The sequence below is a fragment of the Pseudomonas sp. Colony2 genome (assembly GCF_019382755.1).
Lineage (GTDB): Bacteria > Pseudomonadota > Gammaproteobacteria > Pseudomonadales > Pseudomonadaceae > Aquipseudomonas.
In genome coordinates this window covers 4,859,776-4,860,522 of sequence record NZ_CP080030.1, presented here as the reverse complement: position 1 = coordinate 4,860,522, position 747 = coordinate 4,859,776, and the positions used below count along the sequence as shown (strand labels likewise).

Here is a 747-nt window from a genome sequence, read left to right as displayed (position 1 = left end):
AACCGGCCGCCTGAGTCGACAGGCTTCACTCCTCTCAAATGTGGGAGCCGGGCTTGCCCGCGATAGCGGTGTTTCAGACACAGTTGCAGTGCCTGACACTCCGCTATCGCAGGCAAGCCAGCTCCCACATTTGATCCAGGGTGGGCTCGAGATTTGTATCAGGCGTCAGGCTTCCAACCGCCGCCCAGCGCCGTCACCAAGCCTACACTTGCCTGCAACTGCCGCGTTTGCACCGCTTGCAACGTGCGCTGCGCCTGCAACGCTGCGGTCTGCGCCGTCACCACATCCAGATAACTCAGAGCCCCGCCAGATAACTGTTCATCCAGCGCTTTCTGCTGCAAATCCGGCAGTTGCCCCTAGTTATCTTTAACCTTGCGCACGGCGCGTAAAACCTGGCTGAGGTAGTGGGCCGAGGCCTCTTCAAACTCGGCCTTGGCTTGGCACTCAGGCGCCCGCCGTCGAAGATCGGCAGGTTTACCAAGGACCCCAGAGCCCAGTGGATACTGGTAACTGCAGATAATGGGTTAAATAGTATGAAGGTCACATCCGAGCAGCTTGTGTGAAAGTTCCCTTTTTCATTTTTCCGTTATCGGTGCTACCTGAAGGTGTTAGTTTTTTTTGCAAGCACCTAACCGTTTTGCTAGCTATTTACTTTTGCAATGTTTTGATAGGGTCAAATGCATCGGAATAAATGCTTGGGTTAAAGGAGGAATAATGAAGCTAGGTGATATAGGAGATACGTTACTT

Annotated in this window: 1 pseudogene; it reads right to left on the bottom strand. The window is 53.3% G+C overall.

Going from position 1 to position 747, the window contains the following annotated elements:
- Window positions 1-158 precede the first annotated feature (158 nt).
- Window positions 159-520 (bottom strand): annotated as a pseudogene (locus JV201_RS19380) (RND transporter); the annotation flags it as partial.
- Between the last annotated feature and the right edge of the window lie 227 nt (window positions 521-747).